The sequence below is a fragment of the Enterobacter sp. 342 genome, from assembly GCF_036663495.1.
Lineage (GTDB): Bacteria > Pseudomonadota > Gammaproteobacteria > Enterobacterales > Enterobacteriaceae > Enterobacter.
The window spans coordinates 19,545-27,722 of the sequence record NZ_JAWUEI010000043.1; the positions used below are offsets into that span (position 1 = coordinate 19,545).

6 protein-coding genes and 5 tRNA genes are annotated in these 8,178 nt (G+C 53.2%); 10 read left to right on the plus strand and 1 reads right to left on the minus strand.

The window, feature by feature from the left end; genetic code table 11:
- Positions 1-24 precede the first annotated feature (24 nt).
- The 6 genes from V6E55_RS22625 to dppF all read left to right on the plus strand — a co-directional run bounded on the left by V6E55_RS22625 (position 25) and on the right by dppF (position 6,427).
- Positions 25-101, plus strand: a tRNA-Pro gene (locus tag V6E55_RS22625).
- A 621-nt stretch (positions 102-722) separates the two neighbouring features.
- On the plus strand, positions 723-2,330 hold the full coding sequence (gene dppA, locus V6E55_RS22630; protein ID WP_114978905.1) for a dipeptide ABC transporter periplasmic-binding protein DppA: 1,608 nt from the start codon (positions 723-725) through the stop codon (positions 2,328-2,330).
- Positions 2,331-2,491: 161 nt separating this feature from the next.
- The gene (gene dppB / locus V6E55_RS22635) at positions 2,492-3,511 is read left to right on the plus strand and encodes a dipeptide ABC transporter permease DppB (protein ID WP_114978904.1); all 1,020 of its coding nucleotides are present in this window, start codon (positions 2,492-2,494) and stop codon (positions 3,509-3,511) included.
- Between the two features lie 9 nt (positions 3,512-3,520).
- Positions 3,521-4,423, plus strand: coding sequence for a dipeptide ABC transporter permease DppC (gene dppC, locus V6E55_RS22640; protein WP_114978903.1), 903 nt, complete (start codon positions 3,521-3,523; stop codon positions 4,421-4,423).
- Between the two features lie 10 nt (positions 4,424-4,433).
- Complete coding sequence (gene dppD / locus V6E55_RS22645) at positions 4,434-5,417, plus strand: dipeptide ABC transporter ATP-binding protein (RefSeq protein ID WP_114978902.1); 984 nt, start codon at positions 4,434-4,436, stop codon at positions 5,415-5,417.
- Positions 5,414-6,427, plus strand: a complete 1,014-nt coding sequence (gene dppF / locus V6E55_RS22650) for a dipeptide ABC transporter ATP-binding subunit DppF (protein ID WP_114978901.1) — start codon at positions 5,414-5,416, stop codon at positions 6,425-6,427. The genes dppD and dppF overlap by 4 nt, the downstream gene beginning before the upstream one ends.
- 43 nt (positions 6,428-6,470) lie before the next feature.
- Here dppF and coaA read toward each other — a convergent pair whose 3' ends face one another.
- On the minus strand, positions 6,471-7,421 hold the full coding sequence (gene coaA, locus V6E55_RS22655; RefSeq protein ID WP_028018278.1) for a type I pantothenate kinase: 951 nt from the start codon (positions 7,419-7,421) through the stop codon (positions 6,471-6,473).
- A 317-nt stretch (positions 7,422-7,738) separates the two neighbouring features.
- On the opposite strand from coaA, the gene V6E55_RS22660 reads away from it, so the two are divergent.
- The 4 genes from V6E55_RS22660 to V6E55_RS22675 all read left to right on the plus strand — a co-directional run bounded on the left by V6E55_RS22660 (position 7,739) and on the right by V6E55_RS22675 (position 8,177).
- Positions 7,739-7,814, plus strand: a tRNA-Thr gene (locus V6E55_RS22660).
- Between the two features lie 8 nt (positions 7,815-7,822).
- Positions 7,823-7,907, plus strand: a tRNA-Tyr gene (locus tag V6E55_RS22665).
- Between the two features lie 116 nt (positions 7,908-8,023).
- A tRNA-Gly gene (locus V6E55_RS22670) sits at positions 8,024-8,098 on the plus strand.
- A 6-nt stretch (positions 8,099-8,104) separates the two neighbouring features.
- Positions 8,105-8,177 (plus strand) — tRNA-Thr (locus tag V6E55_RS22675).
- Position 8,178 lies beyond the last annotated feature (1 nt).

Genomic DNA, 8,178 nt, shown 5'->3' on the forward strand with positions numbered 1-8,178 from the left:
CAGCAGTAAGATGCGCTCCGCATTCGGCGAGTAGCGCAGCTTGGTAGCGCAACTGGTTTGGGACCAGTGGGTCGGAGGTTCGAATCCTCTCTCGCCGACCACATTCTAAAAAAGGGCTAACCGCAAGGTTAGCCCTTTTTGCATTATGGCCTTAACCAGTCAGATTCCCCAAAACGCCTCTTATCCCTGCTTCTCCCTGTCTGTTAACGATTTTGTGACATAATCCATTGTATTTTTTTATATATAGATTGATCTTTTTTCGCGTTGCTTATGGATAACCCCAGCATATTTCGCTGTGCGTTTTAACGTTCGTGGAATTTAGTGCTCAGATAATCACCATTTTGTAAGAAAATTTACCCAATCTGAATAAAAGTTAATCACTGGTTGTTGCAAAATATGAAGATATTTGTGCTGCAAGATAGCGAGTAGCATAAATTTCCCTGCTGAAAACTGGCATGCATAGTTTTTTTAATCTTTGTTTGCGGTTTCTCACACTCAGCGTAAATCCCCGCCACCTGTATTGACGTTTTCACATTCTGTTGACAGATTGTAGGGCATGAGGGGCATTTCAGGGACGATCTGCGCTGCAACTCAAACGCTCTTCTGAAAGGATTCTCCATCCCTTTAACGCCTTAGGGCATCACCGACCGGACCGGGTAAAAAATAAATAAAGGTCAGGCGGCGTAACACAACAAAGCAAAACATCACATTGGAGCAGAATAATGAGTATTTCCTTGAAGAAGTCAGGGATGCTGAAGCTTGGTTTGAGCCTGGTGGCGATGACCGTGGCAGCAAGCGTACAGGCAAAAACCCTGGTTTACTGTTCTGAAGGCTCGCCGGAAGGCTTTAACCCACAGCTCTTTACCTCTGGTACGACGTACGACGCAAGCTCTGTACCGATCTATAACCGTCTGGTTGAATTCAAAACCGGTACCACGGAAGTTATTCCAGGTCTGGCTGAGAAGTGGGACGTCAGCGAAGACGGCAAAACCTATACCTTCCATCTGCGCCAGGGCGTGAAGTGGCAGGACAGCAAAGAATTCAAACCAACGCGCGACTTTAACGCCGATGACGTTGTGTTCTCCTTTGACCGTCAGAAAAACGCTCAGAACCCGTACCATAAAGTGTCTGGCGGCAGCTATGAATACTTCGAAGGGATGGGTCTGCCAGACTTGATCTCTGAAGTGAAAAAAGTTGACGATAAAACCGTGCAGTTCGTGCTGACTCGCCCGGAAGCACCATTCCTGGCTGACCTGGCGATGGACTTCGCGTCTATTCTGTCTAAAGAATATGCGGACAACATGCTGAAAGCCGGTACCCCGGAGAAAGTCGACCTGAACCCAATCGGTACCGGTCCATTCCAGCTGCTGCAGTACCAGAAAGATTCTCGCATTCTGTACAAAGCGTTCCCGGGTTACTGGGGTACGAAACCTCAGATCGACCGTCTGGTGTTCTCCATCACGCCTGATGCGTCTGTGCGTTATGCAAAACTGCAGAAAAACGAATGCCAGGTTATGCCATACCCGAACCCGGCTGATATCGCTCGCATGAAGCAGGATAAGAATATCAATCTGCTGGAGCAGGCTGGCCTGAACGTAGGCTATCTCTCCTTTAACACCGAGAAGAAACCGTTTGATGACGTGAAAGTGCGTCAGGCGTTGACTTACGCGGTAAACAAAGAAGCGATCATCAAAGCGGTTTATCAGGGCGCGGGCGTTGCTGCCAAGAACCTGATCCCACCAACCATGTGGGGCTATAACGACGACGTTAAGGACTACTCCTACGATCCTGAGAAAGCGAAAGCGCTGCTGAAAGAAGCAGGCCAGGATAAAGGCTTTACCGTTGAACTGTGGGCGATGCCAGTACAGCGTCCGTACAACCCGAACGCACGCCGTATGGCGGAAATGGTTCAGGCTGACTGGGCTAAGATTGGCGTTCAGGCCAAGATTGTGACCTACGAGTGGGGCGAGTACCTGAAGCGCGCCAAAGCGGGTGAACATCAGGCTGTGATGATGGGCTGGACCGGTGACAACGGGGATCCGGACAACTTCTTCGCAACCTTGTTCAGCTGTGCGGCGGCAAAAGATGGCTCCAACTACTCTCGCTGGTGCTACAAGCCGTTTGAAGACCTGATTCAGCCGGCGCGTGCGACCGACGATCACAACAAACGTATCGAACTGTACAAGCAAGCTCAGGTTGTTATGCACGATCAGGCTCCGGCGCTGATTGTTGCTCACTCCACCGTGTATGAGCCAGTGCGTAAAGAAGTGAAGGGCTACGTGGTTGATCCACTGGGCAAACACCACTTCGAAAACGTATCGGTTGAATAATAAGTAGGGTGTTCTCCCTCTCCCTCCGGGAGAGGGCAGGGATGAGGGGCGTGCGTGCATCCCCTCACCCTAACTCTCTCCCCAAGGGAGAGGGAATTTACATTTGTGAGCAATACAGACGTCACGCCATTGGTCGTGCGTCATCAGAGAGAATCCGGGTTATGTTGCAGTTCATCCTCCGACGTCTGGGACTTGTTATCCCCACGTTTATCGGTATCACCCTTCTCACTTTTGCCTTCGTCCATATGATCCCCGGTGACCCGGTAATGATTATGGCGGGCGAGCGTGGTATTTCCCCTGAGCGCCATGCACAGTTGCTGGCTGAGCTTGGTCTGAACAAGCCGCTGTGGCAGCAGTACCTCAACTATATCTGGGGCGTGTTGCACGGTGATTTGGGTATTTCGCTGAAAAGCCGTCTTCCGGTGTGGGACGAGTTCGTGCCGCGTTTCAAAGCGACACTCGAACTTGGTGTCTGCGCCATGATTTTCGCCACTGCGGTGGGTATTCCTGTTGGGGTCCTGGCTGCGGTTAAACGTGGCTCCATTTTTGACCATACTGCCGTGGGCCTGGCGCTGACCGGCTACTCCATGCCTATCTTCTGGTGGGGCATGATGCTGATTATGCTGGTATCGGTGCAGCTTAACCTGACGCCGGTCTCCGGGCGCGTCAGCGATATGGTCTTCCTTGATGACTCTAATCCGTTGACCGGCTTTATGCTGATCGATACGGCCATCTGGGGTGAGCCGGGTAACTTCCTTGATGCCGTGGCCCACATGATCCTGCCTGCAATGGTGCTCGGTACTATTCCTCTGGCGGTGATTGTGCGTATGACCCGTTCATCCATGCTGGAAGTACTGGGTGAGGATTATATCCGCACCGCGCGTGCCAAAGGCCTGACGCGTATGCGTGTCATCATCGTTCATGCGCTGCGTAACGCCATGCTGCCGGTGGTGACCGTTATCGGTCTGCAGGTGGGTACGCTGCTGGCAGGTGCGATCCTGACCGAAACCATCTTCTCCTGGCCAGGCCTGGGGCGTTGGCTGATTGACGCGCTGCAACGCCGTGACTATCCGGTCGTGCAGGGTGGTGTGCTGCTGGTTGCGACGATGATTATCCTCGTTAACCTGCTGGTCGATTTGCTGTACGGCGTGGTGAACCCGCGTATTCGTCATAAGAAGTAAGGGGCCATCATGTCACAGGTTTCTGAAAATAAAGTAGTTGCTGCACCGGTTCCAATGACGCCGCTGCAGGAATTCTGGCACTACTTCAAGCGCAACAAAGGCGCGGTGGTGGGGCTGGTCTATGTCTCTATCATGATCCTGATTGCGGTGTTTGCGAACGTCCTGGCGCCGTATAACCCAGCGGATCAGTTCCGTGATGCCCTGCTGGCACCTCCTGCGTGGCAGGACGGTGGTAGCCTGGCGCACCTGTTAGGTACTGATGATGTGGGTCGCGACGTGTTGTCGCGTCTGATGTACGGCGCACGTCTTTCGCTGCTGGTCGGCTGCCTGGTAGTGGTGCTGTCCCTGATCATGGGGATAGTACTGGGTCTGGTTGCCGGTTACTTCGGTGGTATCGTTGATAACATCATCATGCGTATCGTCGATATTATGCTGGCACTGCCAAGCCTGCTGCTGGCCCTGGTGCTGGTGGCGATCTTCGGCCCGTCGATTGGCAACGCTGCGCTTGCATTGACCTTCGTGGCGCTTCCTCACTATGTGCGTTTAACGCGTGCGGCGGTACTGGTGGAAGTGCATCGCGACTACGTTACCGCTTCTCGCGTGGCGGGTGCAGGTGCGATGCGTCAGATGTTCGTTAATATCTTCCCTAACTGCCTTGCGCCGCTGATCGTTCAGGCGTCGCTCGGTTTCTCTAACGCCATTCTTGATATGGCCGCTCTTGGCTTCCTGGGCATGGGTGCGCAGCCGCCAACACCGGAGTGGGGCACTATGCTCTCTGACGTGTTGCAGTTCGCACAAAGCGCCTGGTGGGTTGTCACCTTCCCGGGTCTGGCAATCCTGCTGACGGTGCTGGCATTTAACCTGATGGGTGATGGTCTGCGTGATGCACTTGATCCCAAACTGAAGCAGTAAGAGGCACGAGATGGCGTTATTAAATGTAGATAAATTATCGGTGCACTTCGGCGACGAAGGTACCCCGTTTCGCGCCGTGGACCGCATCAGCTACAGCGTAAATCAGGGCGAAGTGGTTGGCATCGTAGGGGAGTCAGGTTCCGGTAAGTCAGTAAGCTCGCTGGCGATTATGGGGCTGATTGATTATCCGGGCCGCGTGATGGCGGAAAACCTCCAGTTCAACGGTCAGGATCTGAAGCGCATTTCCGAAAAACAGCGCCGCCAGTTGGTAGGCGCGGAAGTGGCGATGATTTTCCAGGACCCAATGACCAGCCTGAACCCGTGCTACACCGTCGGTTTCCAGATTATGGAAGCAATTAAGGTGCATCAGGGCGGGAATAAGAAAACCCGTCGTCAGCGGGCGATCGATCTGCTGAACCAGGTCGGTATTCCTGACCCGGCATCGCGTCTGGACGTATACCCGCACCAGCTCTCTGGCGGCATGAGCCAGCGCGTGATGATCGCAATGGCGATTGCCTGTCGGCCGAAACTGCTGATTGCGGATGAACCGACGACGGCGCTGGATGTAACCATTCAGGCGCAAATCATCGAGCTACTGCTGGAACTGCAGCAGAAAGAGAATATGGCGCTGGTGCTGATTACGCACGACCTGGCGCTGGTGGCCGAAGCGGCGCACAAAATCATCGTGATGTATGCAGGCCAGGTGGTGGAGACCGGAAGTTCGCACGATATCTTCCGCGCGCCGCGTCATCCGTATACGCAGGCTCTGCTACGTGCACTGCCGGAATTTGCCCAGGACAAAGCGCGGCTGGCGTCACTGCCGGGCGTCGTGCCGGGTAAATACGACCGACCACAGGGCTGTCTGCTGAATCCGCGTTGTCCGTATGCGACGGATAAATGCCGGTCAGAAGAGCCAGAGCTGAATCAGCTTGCTGACGGTCGTCAGTCGAAATGCCACTACCCACTCGATGATGCCGGGAGGCCAACACTATGAGTACGCAACAGGCCACCACGCAACAACCGCTGTTGCAGGCTATCGACCTGAAAAAACACTACCCGGTGAAAAAGGGGTTGTTTGCCCCTGAGCGCCTGGTCAAAGCGCTGGATGGCGTCTCCTTTACCCTCGAACGCGGTAAAACGCTGGCGGTAGTCGGGGAGTCGGGCTGCGGTAAATCGACGCTGGGCCGTCTGCTGACGATGATTGAAACGCCAACCGGTGGTGAGCTTTACTATCAGGGGCAGGATCTGCTCAAGCATGATCCGCAGGCACAGAAACTGCGTCGACAGAAAATCCAGATTGTGTTCCAGAACCCGTACGGTTCATTGAACCCGCGCAAGAAAGTAGGACAGATTCTGGAAGAGCCACTGCTGATTAACAGTAATCTCAGCAAAGAGCAGCGTCGGGAAAAAGCGCTGGCGATGATGGCGAAAGTCGGCCTGAAAACCGAGCATTACGATCGCTACCCGCATATGTTCTCTGGCGGTCAGCGCCAGCGTATCGCTATCGCACGTGGTCTGATGCTCGACCCGGATGTGGTGATTGCCGATGAACCGGTTTCGGCACTCGATGTTTCCGTCCGCGCGCAGGTGCTGAACCTGATGATGGACTTGCAGCAGGAGCTTGGGCTCTCTTACGTGTTCATCTCGCACGACCTTTCAGTGGTGGAGCACATTGCTGATGAAGTGATGGTGATGTATCTGGGGCGTTGCGTGGAGAAGGGGACGAAAGATCAGATCTTTAATAATCCTCGTCACCCATATACCCAGGCGCTGCTGTCCGCGACGCCGCGTCTGAACCCGGATGAACGTCGTGAGCGCATTAAGCTGACGGGTGAGTTACCAAGCCCGCTGAATCCGCCTCCGGGATGTGCATTCAACGCCCGCTGTAGTCGCCGCTTTGGTCCTTGCACCCAGTTGCAGCCGCAACTGAAGGATTATGGTGGTCAACTGGTCGCCTGCTTTGCGGTCGATCAGGATGAAAATGGCGAAAAGCCACATGCTTAAAACAAAAAACCGGCGTTCAGCCGGTTTTTTTATCTCTGCTTTATTATTTCCGTAAGCGAATCTGGTCGACAGCGTGCTTCTCGCTCTTGGTGAGGATTAAGCTCGCGCGCTCACGCGTTGGCAGGATGTTCTCTTTGAGGTTCACGTAGTTGATCTCATTCCACAACCCTCTTGCCACATTAACCGCTTCTTCTTCAGAAAGCTGGGCGTAGTGATGGAAATAGGAGTCCGGATCAGTGAATGCACCCTCACGGAACTTCAGGAAGCGGTTGATATACCAGTTCTGGAGTAAATCTTCCGGCGCATCAACATAAATAGAGAAATCGACAAAATCGGAGACAAACACATGATGCGGGTCGTGAGGATAGTCCATTCCACTTTGCAGAACGTTCAGCCCTTCCAGAATCAGGATATCCGGCTGGACCACCGTTTTATCTCCGTCCGGGATGCGATCGTAGATCAGGTGTGAATACACCGGCGCAGTCACGTGAGGCACGCCCGATTTCAGGTCAGAGACAAATTTCACCAGACGGTGCATATCATAAGAGAGCGGGAAGCCCTTCTTCTTCATCAGCCCGCGTTCTTTTAGTACTTCGTTCGGATGCAGGAAGCCATCGGTGGTAATCAACTCCACGCTACGGTGTTCCGGCCAGCGGCTCAGCAGCGCCTGCAGGACACGCGCGGTAGTGCTTTTACCTACGGCCACGCTGCCTGCAATGCTAATGATATAAGGAATGCGTTGACCATTCGTCCCGAGGAACTGCTCCAGTACCGCCTGACGGCGCAGGTTGGAGCTTATATAGAAGTTAAGCAAGCGAGAGAGGGGGAGATAAATTTCCGCGACCTCTTCCAGGGACAGGTCTTCGTTTATCCCTTTTAACCGTGCGATTTCACCTTCCGTCAGCGTCATAGGGACGGAATCACGCAGGGCAGCCCACTGGCTGCGGTTAAAGTGAAGATAAGGTGTCATTAACGATTGCTCTTTTTTGCTCATAAGCATGCTTCAGTGAGCCAGCACAATACTGCCGGATCATGGCTCATCACACAGTTAATTTTGGACAATGGGCAGGAGGTTAACACCAGATGACAGGAATAATAAGAAAAAAGATGGAAAGCGCTGCGTTACGCGTAAGCCGTCACGCTACGGTGTATACCGTGCAAATCAGCGTGATATGTTGAATATTTGACCGTGAATGACTACTTTTACAGCGTTCAGCACGCTGTTCGCATAAAATGTGAGCGAAAGAACGTTTTATGCAAATTTTTAGTTGCATGACTGCGCAGGTATCCATAGAATGCGCGCTACTTGATGCCGACTTAGCTCAGTAGGTAGAGCAACTGACTTGTAATCAGTAGGTCACCAGTTCGATTCCGGTAGTCGGCACCATCAAGTCCGGTGGGGTTCCCGAGCGGCCAAAGGGAGCAGACTGTAAATCTGCCGTCACAGACTTCGAAGGTTCGAATCCTTCCCCCACCACCACTTTCTGGCAGCGTTAATGCCGCCGGAGCTGGTTGGAAAAATTAACCAGCTCAAACAAAAAAGAGAGAAATCTCTTTTTTTGTTACAGAAAGAACTGGGTAGCCGAGTTTCAGGATGCGGGCATCGTATAATGGCTATTACCTCAGCCTTCCAAGCTGATGATGCGGGTTCGATTCCCGCTGCCCGCTCCAATACGTGCTGATATGGCTCAGTTGGTAGAGCGCACCCTTGGTAAGGGTGAGGTCCCCAGTTCGACTCTGGGTATCAGCAC